The sequence below is a fragment of the Promicromonospora sp. NPDC050249 genome (assembly GCF_040656015.1).
Classification (GTDB): domain Bacteria; phylum Actinomycetota; class Actinomycetes; order Actinomycetales; family Cellulomonadaceae; genus Promicromonospora.
Window position 1 is genome coordinate 1 of the sequence record NZ_JBFAKY010000059.1, and the last position, 17,949, is coordinate 17,949.

At 72.8% G+C, this 17,949-nt stretch carries 13 protein-coding genes and 1 tRNA gene; 6 read left to right on the forward strand and 8 right to left on the reverse strand.

Annotation, left to right across the window (positions count from 1 at the left end; genetic code table 11):
* Nucleotides 1–137: 137 nt before the first annotated feature.
* From galK to AB0I32_RS26285, 3 genes are all read right to left on the reverse strand, one after another.
* Nucleotides 138–1,367 (reverse strand): galactokinase, encoded by a 1,230-nt coding sequence (gene galK, locus AB0I32_RS26275; protein WP_357511496.1) that lies wholly within the window; start codon nucleotides 1,365–1,367, stop codon nucleotides 138–140.
* A gap of 11 nt (nucleotides 1,368–1,378) precedes the next feature.
* Nucleotides 1,379–3,463 (reverse strand): beta-galactosidase, encoded by a 2,085-nt coding sequence (locus tag AB0I32_RS26280; RefSeq protein WP_357511498.1) that lies wholly within the window; start codon nucleotides 3,461–3,463, stop codon nucleotides 1,379–1,381.
* Nucleotides 3,464–3,556: 93 nt separating this feature from the next.
* Nucleotides 3,557–5,500, reverse strand: coding sequence for a glycosyl hydrolase 53 family protein (locus AB0I32_RS26285; RefSeq protein WP_357511500.1), 1,944 nt, complete (start codon nucleotides 5,498–5,500; stop codon nucleotides 3,557–3,559).
* Between the two features lie 1,074 nt (nucleotides 5,501–6,574).
* Here AB0I32_RS26285 and AB0I32_RS26290 point away from each other — a divergent pair.
* The 3 genes from AB0I32_RS26290 (at nucleotide 6,575) to AB0I32_RS26300 (ending at nucleotide 9,092) form a co-directional block, all read left to right on the forward strand.
* The gene (locus AB0I32_RS26290) at nucleotides 6,575–7,174 is read left to right on the forward strand and encodes an NAD-dependent epimerase/dehydratase family protein (protein WP_357511502.1); all 600 of its coding nucleotides are present in this window, start codon (nucleotides 6,575–6,577) and stop codon (nucleotides 7,172–7,174) included.
* A gap of 104 nt (nucleotides 7,175–7,278) precedes the next feature.
* Nucleotides 7,279–7,342 (forward strand) — tRNA-OTHER (locus AB0I32_RS26295).
* A 154-nt stretch (nucleotides 7,343–7,496) separates the two neighbouring features.
* The gene (locus AB0I32_RS26300) at nucleotides 7,497–9,092 is read left to right on the forward strand and encodes a TROVE domain-containing protein (protein WP_357511504.1); all 1,596 of its coding nucleotides are present in this window, start codon (nucleotides 7,497–7,499) and stop codon (nucleotides 9,090–9,092) included.
* A gap of 10 nt (nucleotides 9,093–9,102) precedes the next feature.
* Here the strand turns inward: AB0I32_RS26300 and AB0I32_RS26305 are convergent, their stop codons facing one another.
* Nucleotides 9,103–9,915 carry a MarR family transcriptional regulator gene (locus AB0I32_RS26305; RefSeq protein ID WP_357511507.1) on the reverse strand — a complete coding sequence of 271 codons (813 nt, stop codon included), beginning with the start codon at nucleotides 9,913–9,915 and terminating at the stop codon, nucleotides 9,103–9,105.
* Between the two features lie 160 nt (nucleotides 9,916–10,075).
* Here AB0I32_RS26305 and AB0I32_RS26310 point away from each other — a divergent pair, with 160 nt between their 5' ends.
* Nucleotides 10,076–11,233 carry a DUF418 domain-containing protein gene (locus AB0I32_RS26310; protein ID WP_357511509.1) on the forward strand — a complete coding sequence of 386 codons (1,158 nt, stop codon included), beginning with the start codon at nucleotides 10,076–10,078 and terminating at the stop codon, nucleotides 11,231–11,233.
* A 19-nt stretch (nucleotides 11,234–11,252) separates the two neighbouring features.
* Here the strand turns inward: AB0I32_RS26310 and AB0I32_RS26315 are convergent, their stop codons facing one another.
* A complete protein-coding gene (locus AB0I32_RS26315) occupies nucleotides 11,253–12,422 on the reverse strand; it encodes a P-loop NTPase (RefSeq protein ID WP_357511511.1) in 1,170 nt (389 codons plus the stop codon).
* Nucleotides 12,423–12,553: 131 nt separating this feature from the next.
* Here AB0I32_RS26315 and AB0I32_RS26320 point away from each other — a divergent pair, with 131 nt between their 5' ends.
* Nucleotides 12,554–14,557: a hypothetical protein gene (locus tag AB0I32_RS26320; protein WP_357511513.1), complete on the forward strand. Its 2,004-nt coding sequence runs from the start codon at nucleotides 12,554–12,556 to the stop codon at nucleotides 14,555–14,557.
* On the opposite strand, the gene AB0I32_RS26325 is transcribed toward AB0I32_RS26320, so the two are convergent.
* Genes AB0I32_RS26325 through AB0I32_RS26335 form a run of 3 tightly spaced genes read right to left on the reverse strand, consistent with a single transcriptional unit; the run spans nucleotide 14,558 to nucleotide 16,722 of the window.
* Nucleotides 14,558–14,797: a hypothetical protein gene (locus AB0I32_RS26325; RefSeq protein WP_357511521.1), complete on the reverse strand. Its 240-nt coding sequence runs from the start codon at nucleotides 14,795–14,797 to the stop codon at nucleotides 14,558–14,560.
* Nucleotides 14,798–14,840: 43 nt separating this feature from the next.
* Nucleotides 14,841–15,380 carry a DUF1003 domain-containing protein gene (locus AB0I32_RS26330; protein WP_357511515.1) on the reverse strand — a complete coding sequence of 180 codons (540 nt, stop codon included), beginning with the start codon at nucleotides 15,378–15,380 and terminating at the stop codon, nucleotides 14,841–14,843.
* Nucleotides 15,373–16,722, reverse strand: a complete 1,350-nt coding sequence (locus AB0I32_RS26335; RefSeq protein WP_357511517.1) for a CBS domain-containing protein — start codon at nucleotides 16,720–16,722, stop codon at nucleotides 15,373–15,375. The genes AB0I32_RS26330 and AB0I32_RS26335 overlap by 8 nt, the downstream gene beginning before the upstream one ends.
* Nucleotides 16,723–16,795: 73 nt before the next feature.
* On the opposite strand from AB0I32_RS26335, the gene AB0I32_RS26340 reads away from it, so the two are divergent.
* A complete protein-coding gene (locus AB0I32_RS26340) occupies nucleotides 16,796–17,809 on the forward strand; it encodes a general stress protein (protein WP_357511519.1) in 1,014 nt (337 codons plus the stop codon).
* Nucleotides 17,810–17,949 lie beyond the last annotated feature (140 nt).

Consider the following 17,949-nt stretch of genomic DNA (forward strand, 5'->3'; position numbering starts at 1 on the left):
GCCAGCCAGAACACGGTGAGGACATCTTCGGTGCGGAACGAGAAGAACTCCGGACCGAACGGGATCCCCAGCGACAGCCGCGGGTAGAGCACCGCGCAAGCTCGACCAGCGGAGCGGGCCCGACCAGCGGGAGGCGGTCAGGCCGCCGGCGCGGAGGGCGGCGCCAGCAGGAACGCCGGGGCCGTGAGGCCGGCGTCGGCGAAGGCGTCCGCAACGGCCTGGGCGACCGCGTCGACGTCGGACCGCTTGACCAGCGCGATCGCGCTGCCGCCGAAGCCGCCGCCGGTCATGCGCGCGCCGAGCGCGCCCGTCGCCATCGCCGTGTCGACGACGAGGTCGAGCTCACGACAGGAGACCTCGTAGTCGTCCCGCAGGGAGACGTGCGAGGCCAGCATGAACGGGCCGACGTCGGCCGCGCGGCCCTCCCGCACCAGGTTCGCGAACCGCGCGGTGCGGTCGGTCTCCGACACGACGTGGCGCACCCGGCGACGCAGGACGCCGTCGGCGTCGTGCGGCTCCAGCTCGGCCAGGGCCCGGTCGATGCCCATGCCGCCGAGGGCGGGCGCGATCTCGCGGAGGGAGTCCAGCCCGAGCAGCTTCGCGGCCTGCTCGCACGTCGCGCGACGGGCGCCGTACTCGCCGTCCACGTGCGAGTGCTCGGCCTTGGTGTCGACCACGAGGAGCGTGAGCCCGGCGGTGTCGAGGTCGAACGGCACGGGCACGCCCGACTCCAGGGCGCTCAGCCCCGGGCGGAAGTCGAGCAGCAGCGCATGGCCCTCGCGGCAGCGCAGCGATGCCGACTGGTCCAGGCCGCCCGTGGGCGCGCCCGCGATCTCGTTCTCCGCACGGCGGGTTACGGCGACCAGCTCGGTGCGCCCGGCGTCCGACGCGGCCAGGCCGAGGCCGGCTACCGCGTCGAGGGCCACCGCGACGGCGGCCTCCAGCGCAGCCGACGAGCTCAGCCCGGCTCCGAACGGCACGCACGAGTCGACCGCGGCGTCGAAGCCGCCGACCTTGTGGCCGGCCTCGGCCAGGGCCCAGGCGACGCCGGCGACGTAGGCTCCCCAGCCGACGGCGCCGGGAGCGATGTCGGAGAGGTTCGCCTCCCATACGCCCTCCGCCTGCGCCGATACCAGGCGGACCCGGTCGTCCTCGCGTGGCCGCAGCGCGATGAACGTCCGGTGCGGCAGCGCCGTGGGCAGGCAGAGCCCGGCGTTGTAGTCGGTGTGCTCACCGATGAGGTTGACCCGGCCCGGGGCGGACCAGACGCCCTCGGGGGAGCCGTCGAACGAACTGGTGAAGAGCTCGTCGACCCGGCGCGCGCCTTCCTCGACGGGCCAGGCTTCGAGCCACTGCGGTTCAGTCATGGGAACTATTGTCACTCGCCGTCAGCGGTGCCGGTACGCAGCACACGGACCGCGCCCGCGGGGACGTCCACATCGCCCGCGAAGGCGTCGCCGGTGAGCAGGTCGGTGGCGGGCGCGCCAAGGGGCAGCTTGACCTCGTCGTCCGTGTGGTTGATCGCGACGGTGTAGGTGGCGTTCTCCCCGGTCCGGCGCACCACCTCCAGTCCCTCCACGATGCCCGACGGCGCCAGGCCGGCGCTCGCGTACACGTCGGTCATGACCGTGGCCAGGGCTTCGACGTCCAGGCTCGTCGACACGTACCAGCCGGTCCCCGCGCCGTGCCGGTGGCGGGTGACCGCCGCGCCGCCCGGCTTGGGGCCGTCGACGTAGGAGCCGACCGGCTCGGCGCCGTGGAGCACGAGGTCGTCGGCCCAGACCGTGCCGGTGAGCTCGGTGGTGCCGGTGGTCGCGGCGCCGGCTCCCGCAGCTCCCGCCCGGTAGGTGACGGCGAGCCGTTCGCCGTCGCGCAGCGGGAGGAACTCCTCGACCTGCACGCCGAGCACATCGCGCAGCGGAGCCATGAAACCACCCGCGTGCACGGCGTCGTGCTCGTCGACTATGCCGCTGAAGTAGCTGACCAGCAGGGTGCCGCCGGCCGCGACGTACGCCGTGAGGTTGGCCGCGGCCTCGGCCGTGAGCAGGTACGACGCCGGGGCGACGACCAGCTTGTACCCCGACAGGTCCTGGCTCGGCCGGGCCAGGTCCACGGTGTGGCCGTCCCGCCACAGCCGGTCGTAGTAGGTGTCGACGCGCTCGCGGTGGCGCGCCCCTTCGCTCGGCCGGAACTCGAGGTCCTGCGCCCAGAACGACTCGTAGTCCCACAGCAGGGCCACGTCCGCCGTGACCCGGGAGCCGCGCAGCTCGGTCAGCCGGCCGAGGTTCGCGCCCAGCTCCGTGACCTCGCGCCACACCCGCGACCCCGTGCCTGCGTGCGGCAGCATCGCCGAGTGGAACTTCTCCGCGCCCGAGCGGGACGCGCGCCACTGGAAGAACATGATCGCGTCCGCGCCACGCCCCAGGTGCGCGAGCGAGTTGCGGGCCAGCTCTCCGGGGCGCTTCGCGACGTTGCGTGGCTGCCAGTTCACCGCCGACGTCGAGTGCTCCAGCAGGAGCCACGGCTTGCCGCCGGCGACGGACCGGGTCAGGTCCGCGGCCAGCGCGAGCCCCACGTACCCGCGCGGGTCGGCGGCCCGCAGATAGTGGTCGTTCGAGACGAGGTCGACCTCCTTGCCCCAGGCGAACAGGTCGGTGGACGGGCAGCTCGCCGCCATGAAGTTCGTGGTGACGGGCGCGGAGGAGTACGCGCGGACGGCGTCCCGCTCGGCGACGAAGCAGGCGCGCAGGGCGGCGTCGGAGAACCGCGCGAAGTCGAGCTGCTGGGCCGGGTTCACGGCCTCGGGCGCCGCGGCGGGGACCTGGACGTGCTCCCAGTCCGCGTAGTGCTGACCCCAGAACGCGGTGCCCCAGGCCGCGTTCAGCGCGTCGAGGGACCCGTACCGTTCGCGCAGCCACTCGCGGAAGGCACGCTGGGCGTGGACGGAGTAGTCCAGGGCGACGGGCGCGCCGTACTCGTTGTGCACGTGCCATCCCACGACGGCGGGGTGCGTGCCGTAGCGCTCGGCCAGCGCGGTGGTGATGCGCAGGGCCGCCTCGCGGTACGCGGGGGCGGTGGGTGCCATCAGGCCGCGCCCGCCCGGGCCCATCGGCGTGCCGTTCCGGTCGACCACGCGCGCGTCCGGGTGCGCGGCGTACAGCCAGGCGGGCGGGGCCGCCGTCGGCGTGGCGAGCAGCACGCGCACACCGCCGTCGTGCAGCAGGCCGATGATGCGGTCCAGCCAGGCGAAGTCGAACTCGCCCTCGCGCGGCTCCAGCAGTGCCCAGCTGAAGATGCCGAGGCTGACGAGGTTCACGCCCGCCTCGTTCATCAGCCGGACGTCCTCCGCCCAGACCTCCTCGGGCCACTGCTCCGGGTTGTAGTCGCCGCCGTAGCCGATCTGCTCGACGTCGGTCAGCCACCCGTCGTACTGCGGTCCGGGGACGAAGGAGGTCTGAGGCATGAAGGGTCCTTTCGTGGGTTTGGTCGTGAGCGCGATCGTTGTGACTGCACGCCCGTTCGAGGCGTAATGGTCGCGCCCACGACCAAGAGGGGGTTAGGGGTGGTGGGGGCGCACGTGGATCGTCGCCTCGACCGGGCCGTGGGGGGTGGTGCCGGTGACGGTGAGCGTGCCGGGCTCGGCGGTCGCGTCGTCGGGCACGTCCTGCCAGGTGACGCGGACGCCGTCGACGCCCCCGTCGGCAGGGGTCAGGACGTCGACCCGGCGGGGCAGCCGGACGTCGTCGCCCACCGCGGTGACGACGCGCACAGTGTCCTCCAGGACGTGCGTGACGTCGCTGTCGTGGAAGACGTCGAGCGACGCGTTGGCCTCGGGGAACCAGCCGTGGCTGGTCTCGACCCAGGTGAACATCGGCTGCCAGTTGGCGGGCTCCCAGACGAGCACGCCCTGCACGCGGTTGCCGGGCACGTCGTTGGCGACCTGGAAGACCCGCTGGATCGCGTCCGCCTGGCCCTGGACGGTCACGGGGAAGGGGGAGTTGGGCAGCGGCGTGGGGTCACCGGGCGGCCAGCTCTCGGCCGGGTAGGCGGTCTCGGCGACGTCGAGCGCGTACTGCGGGAAGGTGTCGGCGATGGTGTGCAGGTTGTGCTCCAGCGCCTCGGGGCTGCCGTGCCACTCGGGGTAGTAGGACAGCGCGAGCACGTCGGGGGCGGCGTCGGCGGCCTCCAGGCGGGTGAGCAGCTGCGTCCAGAACTCCATCGTCTTGGGGAGGCGATCCTTGTCGACGATCGCGTGGATCTCGACCTCCGACTCCGGGGACGCCTCGCGCACCGCGCGGATGCCCGACGCCATGAGGGTGCCGAACCGGTCCCACTGCTCGATGTAGGCCCGCTGCTCGGCGGGGTCGTCGCTGCGCCAGTAGTCCCAGAGCAGGCCGCCGCCCGGCTGCGACTGGTAGACGTCCGCCTCCTCGACGAAGTACGCGGGCGCGGTGGTCCCGATGATCTCGGCCTCGCTGCCGTACATGAAGCCGTTGATCACCTCGTTGCCCACCGCGACCTTGGCTGGGGTGGTGCCCTGTTCCACGAGCTGGGTCAGGTAGCCCGCGGTGAAGTCGTGGACCTCCTGGGTCAGCTCGTCGAAGGGCAGCTCGGCCCAGGCGCGCGGCTTGGGCTGCTTGCTCGGGTCGGCCCAGCTGTCCGCGTAGTGGAAGTCGATGCCGAGGCTCATGTCGTGGTCGGTGATCTCCTCGGCCACCGTGAGCGAGCGTTCCGGGCCCTGGTAGGCAGGATCGGTCTCGACGCCGGTGGTCTCGTCGCGGGGGTCGTTCCAGATGCGCAGGCGCAGGTGCTCCATCCCGCGGTCCTTGACGACGTCGAGCAGGTGCGGGCCGGGGTCCGGCTCGCCGGCGAGGGCGGCCTCGGCGTCGAGGTAGTAGGGCTGGTCGCGTTCCTGGTCGGCGTAGGAGAGGTCGGCGCCGAGACGCAGGTCGTCGCGCAGGTAGTTGTAGGCCCGCAGCTCGGCGACGCCGTTCGTGCCCGGCCGCGCGGTGGTGAACCGGACGCGCAGGTACCGGGTGCCCTCCCTGTCGACCAGCGCGGTGGTGCCGGCCGCGCCGCTGCGGCCGTCCCGGTGGTCGGAGAGGGTCGCCCAGCGCTTCCCGTCGGCCGAGGCCTCCACGACGTAGCGTGCAGGTGTCGCGTCCGCGAGGACCACCACTACCTTGTGCAGCCCGTCGTACGCGCCGCCGAGATCGACGGTGAGGGCCTGGTCCTTGCCGTGGCGGTTGCCCGACGTCGATGCGGCAGGGCGCCAGGCGGTGCCGTCGTCGCCGTCGAGCGCACGACCAGCGTCGGCATCGTTGCTGGTGGCGCGGGCTGTGACCCAGTCCTTGCCGGCGAGGTCGGTCTCGACGGGCTCGATCACCGCCTCGCCGTAGCCGGCTGCCGACGGTCCGATCGCGAGGCCCGCCGTCGTCAGCGCGACGGCGATCGCGGCACTGCCCGCGAGGGCGCGCCTGCGGTGTGTGCTGTGCGTCATGAGGACTTCCTTGTCCTGGGTCGGGGGCGTTCGTCCGGGGTGTCCGGGACAACGTTAGATCCTCGACGCGCGCGTGGGAATACGCTTCCCTGCACCGGGCGGATTCGTTGGGCCTGTTGGCTTGCATCGATTTACTCGGGAGTGCCGTCGACAGCGCCCGTAGACGCCCTGAAGATGGCCCCGAGCGGGTTCGCGTGGCACCCCTCGCCATGGGACGGCAGAACGTGCGAGCGGTGACAGGCATCAGCCCGTCACCGCTCGCTCACGTGGACGAGCGGGCGTGTGTGCGCCCTCCGGAACGGCGGTTCACACCGCCGAGCAGAACCCGTTGCCGGGTCGGGGGTCGAACCCGCACTGCCATCTACCAGGTAACCGAAGAAGCTCCGGCCCGCTCTACGAGGCACAGGTGGGCGTGTGTACGACAGCCGGGTCTGACGTTCTAGGCCGCTGAACTACGTCGCCCGCAGGCGCCGACGGGATTCGAACCCGCGTTTCCCCAAGGAGAGTGGTAACCGAATGCCTCCGGCCCACCCGTGCTCGCTCCGTGTTCTGTTGTGGTCCAGACCCTAGGTGCGCGAGAGCTGCCCTGGCCAGGATTTATTTCGGACCTACGCCTGCCGGAGATTCGCCACCAGCAGATTCGCGTGGTCCCCGTCGCCGCGATGCGGTTCGGTGGGCACATGCGAATCCTGGTTCTCGGTGGAACGGTCTTCCTGTCCCGCGCGGTCGCGGAAGCGGCGGTGGCGCGCGGGCACGACGTCACGTGCGCGGCACGCGGCGTGAGCGGCACGGTGCCCGACGGCGCCACCCTCGTGGCCTGGGACCGTGCCGACGCGGTACCGGCGGAGCTCACGAGCACCCCGTTCGACGCCGTCGTCGACATCTCGCGCATCCCCTCGCACGTGCGCCGCGCGGTCGCGGCGTTCCCGGACGCCCACTGGACGTTCGTCTCGACCATCAACGTCTACGCGGACACGGCGACACCAACCGGGCGGCACGCCGGCGACGCTGCCTCTGCTCGACCCCATAGAGGCCGACGAGGACCCGGCCTCCGGCCCGGAGACGTACGGCGCGATGAAGGTGGCGTGCGAGAACACGGTCCGCACCGGCGCCGCGGCCGCGCTCGTGATCCGGCCGGGCCTGATCGTGGGCCCTGGCGACCCGAGCGGCCGGTTCACGTACTGGCCTGCCCGGTTCGCCGAGGCGGCACGGGACGGCCTGCCGGTGCTGGTCCCCGAGCCGGTGGACGCCCCCGTCCAGCTCGTCGACGTCCGCGACCTCGCGGAGTGGATGGTGACGGCGGCGGAGGCGGGCACCACCGGAGACTTCGACGCCGTCTGCCCGCCGGTGCCCCGGTCGGAGCTCCTTGCCCAGGTGGCCGACGGCGCCGGGGCAGACCCGGAGCTCGTCCCCGTGACCCCGGAGGCGCTCGCCGAGCACGAGGTCGTCCCGTGGTCGGGCCCCCGCTCGATCCCGTTCTGGGCCGCCGACCTGGTCGACTCCGGCTTCATGGCGCACGACGTCACGTCGTCGCTGGAGGCGGGCCTGACGATCCGGCCGTTCGCGGAGACGACGCGCGACACGCTCGCCTGGCTCAGTGCCACACCGGACGCCAAGGTCACGGGGCTGACCCGCGACGAGGAGCAGGAGGTGCTGGCGGCCGTCCGCGGCTGAGCACCACGGTGCTGACGCATTGCCGCGCTGATTGGACATATTGCCTGGTCAGCGCGGAACCGGCCCTCTAGGGTCCTGGTTCGACAACAGAATCGCGGAGGTACGGGCGGGCCGGAGACGGTCGGTTATCGGATCTCGAGGTGCGGGTTCGACTCCCGCCGCCGCCCAACGGCGGTGTAGCTCAGTGGACAGAGCACGAGACAACCCGGCTGTCGCACACACGCCCACCCGTACCTCCACGCTCGAGCGGTGGCGGGCCCACGCCTGCCACCGCTCTCTTCTGCCCGTCGCCAGAACTACCCATCCCGAGAGGAGCTTCGCCATGGACATCCTGCGCGCCGTCAACCGCCGTCGGACTCCCCAGAACCAGCCCGCCGACCCGCGCCAGGAGGCGAACTCCGCCGGCGGCTACACCTTCGTGCTCGACGACGCCGCGCGCCTGCGCCGCTTCCTCACGCTCGGCGTCGACGGCGGCACGTACTACGCCTCCGCCGGCACGCTGGCGCGCGAGAACGCCGAGGTCGTGGGCCGGATGGCGGCCGCCGACCCGGTGACGCTGGTCGACACCATCGTCCAGGTCTCCACGAGCGGCGCCGCGCCCAGGCAGAACCCCGCCCTCTTCGCGCTCGCGTACGCGGCGTCCGTCCCCGAGTCTGCGGCGCTCGCGCTTGCCGCGCTGCCGAAGGTCGCGCGCACGGGTACGCACCTGTTCCTGTTCGCCGGCTACGTCGAGCAGTTCCGGGGCTGGGGTCGGGGGCTGCGTCGTGCCGTCGGCGGCTGGTACACGGCGAAGGATGCCGACGCCGTCGCCTACCAGGCGGTCAAGTACCGGCAGCGCGAGGGCTGGTCGCACCGCGACCTGCTGCGCCTGGCGCACCCCGTCACGGCCGACCCCGCACTCCGGGCGACCTTCGACTGGGTGGTCCGCGGTGCGACGGGCGAGCAGACTCCCGCGCTGGTCGAGGCGTTCCTCAAGGCTCAGGAGGCCACGGACTCCTCGACCTGGTCGGCGCTCGTCCGCGAGGCAGGCCTGACCTGGGAGATGCTTCCTGATGCGGCGCTCGCCGAGCCCGCGGTGTGGGACGCGCTGCTCGACGTCGGCATGCCCGCGACGGCGCTGATGCGTCAGCTCCCGCGGCTCACGCGGCTGGGGCTGCTGCCTGACGCCGGCGGGCGCACCGACGAGGTCGCAAGCCTGCTCGTCGACCCCGAGCGGCTGCGGCGTGCCCGCGTGCACCCGGTGAACGTGCTGGTGGCGCAGCGGACCTACGCGTCGGGCGTCTCGGCCAGGGGTACGGGTACGTGGGAGCCCACGCAGCGCATCGTCGACGCGCTCGACGCCGGGTTCTACGCGGCGTTCGGCGCTGTCGAGCCGGCCGGGAAGCGGATGCTGCTCGCCGTGGACGTGTCGGGTTCGATGGGCGTCTCGATCGCCGGTATGCCGCTCACGGCGCGCGAGGCGTCGGCGGCGCTGGCGCTCGTGCAGCTCGCGACCGAGCCGGGCTCGTCGGCCGTCGGGTTCACGACCGGTTCCGGTGGGGCCTGGAACACGTCGGACCTGAAGCCGCTGCGCATCTCGCCGCGCCGTCGGCTCGACGACGCCCTGCGCGTGGTCGACCAGATGCCGATGGGCGGAACGGACTGCGCACAGCCGATGCTGTACGCGCTGGCCAAGGGGCTGCAGGTCGACACGTTCGTGGTCTACACCGACAACGAGACCTGGCACGGGGACATCCACCCGCACCAGGCGCTGCGGCAGTACCGCGAGCGCACGGGCATCCCGGCGCGGCTCGTGGTGGTGGGTATGACCGCCACCGAGTTCTCGATCGCGGACCCGTCCGACCCGGGGATGCTCGACGTCGCGGGCTTCGACGCGGCGGTGCCGTCCCTGATCTCGCAGTTCGCCCGCGGGATCTGACGGCGCGCACTCACGCCCGACGCCGGAGCGCTGCCCGCTGCTCCGGCGTCAGGACACCGCGGAGCTGCTCGGCGGTGACCGGCACGCCTGCCCGCGCCAGCGCGCGCAGCAGCGCGCCGGCCTCGCCCGTCGCGAGCGGCCAGGGACCCGCCGACATGGTCTCCTGTACCGCGGTGAAGAACCGGGCCGCCCGGGCGAGCCGGACGCCCGCCGGGGTGTCCGGGCCGAGTGCCTCGACACCCCGGGCGGTGATCCGCACCCAGCGGGCATTGGCCTCGACGCTCTCGTTCCAGCTGGCGGACCAGACGTCGTCGCCCACCACATAGCGCTCACGGCGGCCGGCCGGATCCCGCTCCCGCCGGATCAGCCGCAGCCGGTCGAGGTACGCCACCGCGTTCGACACCGCGGCCCTCGAGACTCCCAGCTCGGTGATGAGGTCGGCGGCGGTGAGCCCGTCGTCGGCCGAGTGGATCCGCACCAGTACCCGGGCAGCGGTGCGGGGGACACCGGTGGCGACGACGCTCTCGGTGAACTCGTCCAGGAACACCGACCGGGTGGCGGCCCGGGGCTCTCCGGCGTGGTCGGTGCCGACCGCCCTGGGCGCGGCTGCCGGGCCTCCGCGGGGACGCCGGGCTCGCTCGTGCGCCGCGGCCTCTGCCCGGTCGGCGTCGTACGCGGCCGGTCCGCCGTTCCGCGCGACCTCGCGGCTCACCGTCGACGTCGGCCGGCCGAGCTGCCGGGCGATCTCCGCGTAGTCACGCCGGGCGGCGAGCCCTGCCGCGACCTGTTCGCGCTCGGTCCGGTTCAGACGTGTTCCTGGCACGTCGCTCCTGGTGTGCATCGGTAGTTCGGCTGTTGCAACGATCCACGGTAGCCGCTGGCCCACACGACAAATGGCCATTGATGCTGGCCTGAACGCAACGCGAGCGGGTCGCGTGAACCAGTGCCAAGGACCGCCCGCGCGATCCAGTGGAAGGAACGACATGACCGCACCAGCCCACCCCGCCGGCCAGGCACGGACACAGCTCTCACGAGCGATCGCGCCCGACGTCGCTCGCGGTGTGATGCTGCTGCTCATCGCCCTGGCGCACGCGCCGGGCTTCGTGAGCGACCGCGTCCCGGCCGCGGCGAACACGGTGGCCGAGCTCCTGCGCTCGCTGCTCGCGGAGAACCAGGCACGCTCGATGTTCATCGTCCTGTTCGGCTACGCCATGGGGCAGCTGCTGTACCGGCAGGAGGCGCGCGGCACCGGGCCGGCGGAGACCCGCGGGCTCCTGCGTCGCCGGGGGCTGGTGCTGGTAGGCGTTGGCCTGGCGCACTCCGCGCTGCTGGTGCCGCTCGACATCGTCGCTACCTACGGGTTCGCCCTGCTGTTTCTCGCGGCAATGGTGACGACCCGTGACCGGGTGCTCCTCTGGACGGCTGGGGGCGCTCTCCCGCTCGGCATCGCGATGATCAGCTGGACCTACCAGCGCAGCGTGGCCGCCGAGCTGTCGGGTGAGCCGGCGGGGATGGTGCCGTACATGTCCGCGACGTACCCGGCGCACGTCCTGTCCGGCCTGCCGGGCTGGCTCCCGGACGCCGTTCTCGGCGTGGTCGTGGTCGTACCGGGCATGCTCTTCGGCATCTGGGCGGCCCGCCGTCGTTACCTGGACGAGCCGCAGGAGCATGCGGTGCTCCTCCGCCGGACCGCCGTCGGCCTGCTCCTCCTTGCCCTGGCCTCGCGCCTGCCCCAGGCTCTCGTCGTGGCCGGCTTCTGGGTACCCACGGCAACCTCCACGGAATGGGTGCTCGCCGTGCTGCACACGTCGGGCGGCTACCTGGGCGGCGTCGGGCTCGCTGCCCTCGTCGGGGTGGTGTTCGTCGGACGGCGCGCCACGGGCGGTGCGGTCGCGACGGCCTTGGCCGCGCTCGGGCAGCGGTCCCTGACCTTCTACCTGGTGCAGTCGCTGGTGTGGCTCCTGCTCTTCTACCCGTTCACGCTCGACCTGGCCGGCACCGTGTCGTTCGCCGGTGCGGCCGTGATCGCCACCGCTGTGTGGGTGGCTTCCGTGGGGCTGGCTCTGGTGATGGCGAGGGCCGGCGTGCCGGGCCCGGCAGAGGTGCTGGTCCGGAGGCTTTCCTACCGCCGACGACGCTGAGCCGGGCCGGCCGGTTCGCTCAGACCGGCGCGAGCCCCAGGCTGCGGCCCGCGAGGCCGCGGCGGCGCTTCGCGAGCCCCCGGGCGACGTCGGCCAGCACCCGAGCGCCCGGCGAGTCCGGCGCGGTCAGGACAACCGGCGTGCCGTCGTCGCCGCCCTCGCGGACGGCGACGTCGAGCGGGATCTGACCCAGCAGCGGCACGTCCTTGCCCACGAGCTCGGTGAGCCGGGCCGACACCTTCGCGCCGCCGCCGGAGCCGAAGATCTCCAGACGGGTGCCGTCGGGCTGCTCCAGCCACGACATGTTCTCGACCACGCCGACCACGCCCTGCTGCGTCTGTGTCGCGACCGAACCCGCGCGCTCGGCGACCTCGGCGGCCGCCGCCTGCGGCGTCGTGACCACCAGGATCTCGGACGACGGCAGCAGCTGCGCCACCGAGATGGCGATGTCGCCGGTACCCGGCGGCAGGTCGAGGAGCAGCACGTCCAGGTCGCCCCAGAACACGTCGGCCAGGAACTGCTCCAGGGCGCGGTGCAGCATCGGCCCACGCCAGACGACAGGCTGTCCCGGCGGCACGAACATGCCGATCGAGACCACCTTGACGCCGTGCGCGATGGGCGGCAGCAGCATGTTGTCGACCCGCGTGGGCTGGCGGTCGACACCCAGCATGCGGGGGATCGAGAAGCCGTAGATGTCGGCGTCGATCACGCCGACCGAGAGGCCGTCCGCCGCCATGGCCACCGCGAGGTTCGCCGTGACCGACGACTTGCCCACGCCGCCCTTGCCCGACGCCACGGCGAACACCTTGGTCATCGAGCCCGGCTGCGAGAACGGGATGACGGGGTCGCCCGCGCCGCCGCGCAGCATCGAGCGCAGCGACGAGCGCTGCTCCGGCGTCATCACGCCCAGCTCGACGTCGACACCGGCCACGCCGTCCACGGCTTCCGCTGCGGCCGTCACGTCCTTGATCAGCGTCGACTTCATGGGGCAGCCGGCAACGGTCAGGTCGACGCCGACGGTCACGTGGGCGCCTGGTTCGGAGCTGGTCCCGGCGGCCGAGCCGGTCGAGACCACTACCGACCGGACCATGCCCAGATCGGTGATGGGACGCCGGATCTCGGGGTCGAGCACACCGGTCAGCGCGTCGCGGACGCGCGCCTCGAGTGTGGGGGAGTCGACTGGGGTCATGAATCGATCCTATGGGCCGGGTCCAGGCGTCCCGGAATCAGTCCTGGAATCAGCGGGCTCTTTCATGTCTTTGCAATGAATGACACTAGAAAACGGTACGCTGCGTCACCACCAAGGGTGAGGAGGCCCCCATGACCGAGTCACGCGTCCCCGCGCGGGTCCGGCGTGTCGCCTCCGAGGACCAGGCCCGCGAGCTCGCCGCCGCGCTGCAGCGTCCCGGCCGCAACCAGCCCGTGGTGGTCATCTCGACGCCCGCCGGGCGCGACGTCCCGTACGTGGACCCCAAGCGGGTGCTCGACGACGTCGCCGGGCTCGCCGAGGTGGTGGTGATCCCAACGGGCGACGTGTCGTGGGCGTTCTCGTCCGGCATGCCGCCGGACACCCAGGTCTACGGCGGCGCGTCCCGGGTCTACGGCACGGACCTGGAGTGGGTGCACCATCCGCGGCGCTCGCCCCTGCACTTCGCCTACTCCGCGGACGAGGACGAGCGGGTGCGGGACCGCCTGGTCAGCGACGTCATGCGGTTCGCGGTGCGCGAGGGGATCGTCGGTGCTCCCCGGTCCGCCCCGGACGCGGCGACCACAGAGGGCAAGGTGCTGGGTGTGCTCGGCACGCGCGCCCTGATCAGCACAGAGGACGGCGGCCAGGCCACCGTCGCGGAGGAGCTCGTCTTCTCCGACGTCGCGCTGGCGCGGGTCCTCGCGCCCGGTATGCGAGTCACCGGGGTGCTGGACCCGGCACGCCGCCTCCTCGACATCCGCGGCATGCTGCCCGACGCCGACGCGCTGCGCCGGGCGGTGAACACCACCTACCGGGTGGGTCACGTGGTGCTCGGCCGGGTCGAGGCGGTCGAGCACGACGCCGTACGGATCGCGCTGGCGCCCGGCGTCGTCGTGCGCGTGCGCCGCGCGGAGATCACCAGCAACGACCTGGACCTGCTGAGCGACCTCTTCACGCCGGGCGAGGTGGTGGCGGCCCGTAGGGTGCCCGCGCCGCTCGACGGCCTGGCACTACGGCTCGACGACGTCGACGAGGCCGAGGACGAGCCGGTCCCCGCGATAGCGCTCCTGGACGACGGGCCGCCCTGGCTGGAGCTACCACCCCCGCTGCCGATCGAGCCCCCTCACTCTTCGCTGGTCGAGCCTGCCGAGAGCCGCCGACTCCCGTTGGTCGAGCTCGTCGAGACCTCCGGCCCCCCGCTGGTCGAGCCCGTCGGGACCACCCCGCCCTCGGCCGACGACTCCCCGCCCACGCCCGCCGACCTGTTCGGCCCGCGCCAGCCGGAGCCGGTCCACGAACGCCCGGCACCCGACGCCGGCCCGGTGCCGACACCCCCGGGCGGCCAGCGGGCACCGACCCCCGGCGACGTGGCCGCGTGGCATGCCGGCGGGCACGACACGCTGCCGTCGCCCGCGTCGGCCGCGTCGGCCGAGACACCCGCGGAACCGCCGGGCAAGGCGGCGCGCGATCTCAGCCTCTCCCTCGACGCGGCGAGGGCCCAGGTCTCGGCGCTGGGGAAGGAGCTGCTGGACGACAAGGTCAAGCGGCACCAGGTGGAGCTGGAGGTGGACCGGCTGCTCGGCCGGGTCGGCGAGCTCACCGAACGCCTCGAACGCAGCGAGCGCCGCGCCGAGCAGCAGGCGACGGCCCTCCGCAAGGCGCGGCAGGAGGCGGCGCGCCTCCGCCGCCGGTTGGGGGACGCCGGGGTCGAGGTGCCCGAGGACCGGCACTTCGTCGACGACGAGGAACAGCTCCGGTTCGAGGTGCTGAGCGAGTGGGCCCGGGCGATCCCGGCCGCCGAGAAGGCCGGGCGCCCCCTGGCGGAGTACACGCTCGGCTCGCGGTTCCTCGCCTCCCTGACCGACGTCGAGGGGGTGAGCCGTGACCGGGTGGTGTGGACGCTCGTCATGGTGCTCACGGGGCTGGCGCCCGGGATGAACGGTCTGCAGGTGCACCGCCTGCGGACGGGCGCGGGCGGCGACGACCCCGCAAGGCACCGCGACGACGGAGCTGTGTGCTGGCGGGTCTCGCTGCAGGTCAACACACCGTCGGCCCGCAGGCTGCACTACTGGAAGTTGCCAGGCGGGTCCTACGAGCTGTCGCGCGTCGTGCTCCACGACGACGTCGAGCCGTAGCTACCCGGTCAGGGTCGAGCCGAGCGGCCGGGTCGCGTCGAACCCCGGGAGCACGAGGAACGTGGCGCTCGCGGTGGGGGTGACGAAGTCCGTGAGCGCGTCGGCCTCGTCGAGCCGGTGCTGCGTGCGGACGAACGTGTCGGGCTCGCGCTGGAAGCAGACGAAGAGCAGCCCGGTCTCCCGCCGTCGGAACGTCTGCCGGTAGGTGAACCGAAGCGGACGGCCCTCGCACCCACCCAGGGTGCGAGGACCGTCCGCTGTCTACGGCGGGTCTACGGCACGTCTACGGCAGCTCGGAGGTCTCGGGTGCGCGGTGCGGCCGGCGATCCGGACCCCGCGGGCCGCGCTCCTCCTTCTCCTCCAGCTCCTCCAGCAGGTTGCGGATCTCCGAGCGCACGAAGTCGCGGGTGGCGACCTCCGACAGGGCGATCCGCAGCGCCGCCATCTCGCGCGCCAGGTACTCGGTGTCCGCGAGGTTGCGTTCGCCGCGCTGCCGGTCCTGCTCGGCGGTGACCCGGTCTCGGTCGTCCTGCCGGTTCTGCGCCAGCAGGATCAGCGGGGCCGCGTAGCTGGCCTGCAGCGACAGCATCAGCGTGAGCGCGGTGAAGCCGTTCGCGGCGCTGTCGAACCGCAGGCTCTCCGGGCCCCACGCGTTCCACACCAGCCAGACGATGCAGAACACCGTGAGGTAGATGAGGAACCGGGGCGTGCCCAGGAACCGGGCGATGCCCTCCGTGGCCTTCCCGACGGCGTCCTGGTCCATCCGGAACCGGGGGACCAGGGTGCGGCGCTGCGCGAGCGGGGTGTCCAGGCGGTCAGCCACGGTTCGCCTCCTGTCCTGTCGGCTCCTGTCGCAGCGACTCCCTGCGAGCGGACTCGCGGCGCGCCGAGGGGGCCGCCTGCGCGGCGATCGCCTCCAGCCGTTCGTCGTCGCTGCCGCGCCAGTTGTCCGGGAGGATGTGGTCCAGCACGTCGTCGACGGTGACCACGCCCAGCAGCCTGCGCTGGGCGTCGAGCACCGGCAGCGCGAGCAGGTCGTAGGCGGCGAGCAGGCGCGTCACCTGGCCCACCGAGGCATCATGGGTGAGCCACTCGGTCTCGGCGTCCAGCACCGACGCGACGGCGGCGTGTGGTGGCTCGCGCAGCAGCCGCTGGAAGTGCGCGACACCGAGGAACCGGCCCGTCGGCGTCTCGAGCGGCGGTCGCACCACGAACACCATGGAGGCAAGGGCCGGCGGCAGCTCGGCGCGCCTGATCTGGGCCAGCGCGGTGGCGATCGTGTCGTCAGCGCCCAGGATCACCGGCTCCGTGGTCATGAGACCACCCGCCGTGTCCTCCGCGTACTCCAGCAGACGCCGGACGTCCGCCGCCTCCTCCGGCTCCATCAGGTTCAGGAGCTGTGCCGCCTGCTCCTCGGGCAGCTCGTTGAGGAGGTCGGCGGCGTCGTCCGGCTCCATCGCCTCCAGCACGTCGGCCGCACGGTCCCGGTCCAGACCCGACAGGATCGACACCTGGGCGTCCTCCGGCAGCTCCTCCAGCACGTCGGCGAGGCGCTCGTTGTTCAGCGCGCCCGCGATCTCCAGCCGCCGTGCGGGCGCCAGCTCGCGGATCACGTCCGCGAGGTCCGCGGCGCGCATGTCCTCGTACGCCTCCAGCAGACGAGCGGCACCCTGCTCCGGCGACCGGCTCATGAGGTCCTGCACGGCGTCGACGGGAACCGTCAGGGTGGAGCCACGGCGGAACGGCGCAGACCCCCGCGCGGACCGCCGCCGCACGAACAGCTGGTCCACCAGCCAGTCGCCGGTGCGCTGCTGCGCGATCGAGACGTCCTCGATGGTCACCTCGCCCGAGCCGTCCTTGAGCTGCACGCGGCGGTCCAACAGCTCGCCGAGCACCAGCGACTCCATGGCCCGCTGCTCGAACCGCCGCAGGTTCACCAGGCCGGTGCTGATCACCTGGCCCGAGTCGATACTGGTCACGCGGGTCAGCGGAAGGAAGACGCGGCGTCGGCCCGGGACCTCGACCACCAGGCCCACCGCACGCGGTGCGCCCTTGGCCCGGACCAGCACGACGACGTCACGGACCCGGCCCACCTGATCCCCGATCGGGTCGAAGACCACCGTGCCGGCCAGACGTGCGACAAAAACCCTGCTGGTGGCGCTCACGCTGGTCAGCCTACGACTCGCCCCTGGGCCACGCTCCTCGCCACCAGCCGCAAGGTAGGAGAGACTATGAGGCATGAGCATGTCTCGCCCGGGTGCCGTCCCGAAGGTCCCGACCCTGCCGGCCGGCGACGAGGTCGCCGCGTACTCCACCTACCTGGAGGCGCAGAAAGCGGTCGACTACCTCTCCGACAACAAGTTCCCCGTCGAGAACGTCACGATCGTGGGCACCGACCTGCGCATGGTCGAGCGCGTCACGGGGCGCCTCACGTACGGCCGGGTGGCGCTCGCGGGCGCACTCTCCGGCGCCTGGTTCGGTTTCTTCGTGGGTCTGCTGATCACCCTGTTCGCGGGCGAGGCGGGCTTCCAGGTGATGTTCGCCGGCATCGCGCTCGGTGCGGGCTTCGGCCTGCTGTTCTCGATCCTGTCCTACACGTTCACCGGCGGACGGCGTGACTTCACGTCCTCGTCGCAGATCGTCGCCGCGACGTACGCGATCCTCTGCGGGCACGACCACGCGAGCGACGCGCGGGCGCTCCTGATGCGTTCGCCGGGCGGGCTGGGCAAGTCGCGCGGCGCCGCCACCGTGGGCGTCCCGGCACCCGCCACACCGCCGGTCCCTTCCGCTCAGATGCCGGGTGCTCCGGGTGCTCCGGGTGCGCAGGCTCCGGGTGCTCAGGTACCCGGAGCCGAGCCCTCCGCTGCGCCGGCCCGCCCGACCGACCCGCGCTGGGTCACGCCGTCGGGTGAGCCGCGGTACGGCGCGATGAGGCCTGGTGCTGGTGCTGGGGCTGGGGCTGGGACGGCGTCGGCCGAGACGCCGTCGGCCGCGCCTGCGGGCATGCCCACTGCCACGACGGATGCGCCGGCCGCTGCGCCCTCCGCTGCGCCGACGGATGCGCCCTCGGGCGCGGCGCCGCAGACCGAGGCGCCAACCCCGCCGGACCAGGCGGCGTCCGCCACGGACGGCACGTCGGCCGCCGCCGGCCAGCGACAGGACGCGTCGGACGACCAGGACGACGAGCGGACGACCCGCACGACGCCCCGCTACACCAACCCCTACGCCCCGCCCAGCGACGACCAGAAGTAGCTCAAGTCTTGGCTCCGACTTCGGTCAGTTGCACGGCGACCCGTGTGACTTCGGTCGGTTGCTCTGAGATCGGTCAATCAAACGACCGATCTCAGAGCAACCGACCGAAGTCATCTTCTGTGCCGTGCAAGGGCCCGCAG

Bases quoted from the DNA above. Each gene is read 5' to 3' on its own strand.
- AB0I32_RS26320 (WP_357511513.1), top strand. From the start codon at position 12,554: ATGACCGAGTCACGCGTCCCCGCGCGGGTCCGGCGTGTCGCCTCCGAG.
- AB0I32_RS26280 (WP_357511498.1), bottom strand. From the start codon at position 3,463: ATGCCTCAGACCTCCTTCGTCCCCGGACCGCAGTACGACGGGTGGCTG.
- AB0I32_RS26300 (WP_357511504.1), top strand. From the start codon at position 7,497: ATGGACATCCTGCGCGCCGTCAACCGCCGTCGGACTCCCCAGAACCAG.
- AB0I32_RS26340 (WP_357511519.1), top strand. From the start codon at position 16,796: ATGAGCATGTCTCGCCCGGGTGCCGTCCCGAAGGTCCCGACCCTGCCG.
- AB0I32_RS26285 (WP_357511500.1), bottom strand. From the start codon at position 5,500: ATGACGCACAGCACACACCGCAGGCGCGCCCTCGCGGGCAGTGCCGCG.
- AB0I32_RS26315 (WP_357511511.1), bottom strand. From the start codon at position 12,422: ATGACCCCAGTCGACTCCCCCACACTCGAGGCGCGCGTCCGCGACGCG.
- galK (WP_357511496.1), bottom strand. From the start codon at position 1,367: ATGACTGAACCGCAGTGGCTCGAAGCCTGGCCCGTCGAGGAAGGCGCG.
- AB0I32_RS26290 (WP_357511502.1), top strand. From the start codon at position 6,575: ATGAAGGTGGCGTGCGAGAACACGGTCCGCACCGGCGCCGCGGCCGCG.
- AB0I32_RS26310 (WP_357511509.1), top strand. From the start codon at position 10,076: ATGACCGCACCAGCCCACCCCGCCGGCCAGGCACGGACACAGCTCTCA.